Annotated in this window: 1 pseudogene; it reads left to right on the top strand. The window is 54.6% G+C overall.

Features of this window, described 5'->3' with window-relative positions:
• Nucleotides 1–293 (top strand): annotated as a pseudogene (locus tag FDX22_RS32000) (aromatic amino acid transport family protein); the annotation flags it as partial.

Genomic DNA, 293 nt, shown 5'->3' with positions numbered 1-293 from the left:
GGGCGTGGTTTTTCTGGTCAATGGCAGCGCTGATCTTCACCTGGTTCTGCATGCTGCACTCCGGGCTGATGATCCTTGAAGCTAACCTCAATTACCGCATTGGCTCCAGTTTTGACACCATCACGAAAGATCTGCTGGGCAAAGGCTGGAACGTGGTGAACGGCATCTCGATTGCTTTCGTTCTCTATATCCTGACCTACGCGTATATCTCAGCGAGCGGGTCGATTCTGCATCACACCTTCTCGGAGATGTCGCTGAATGTTCCGGCGCGCGCGGCGGGTCTTGGCTTTGCG

This window comes from Citrobacter sp. TBCS-14 (assembly GCF_005280805.1).
Taxonomy (GTDB): Bacteria; Pseudomonadota; Gammaproteobacteria; order Enterobacterales; family Enterobacteriaceae; genus Citrobacter; species Citrobacter gillenii.
Note: the sequence above shows the minus strand (reverse complement) of the source record. Positions and strands in the feature narration are given on the sequence as shown.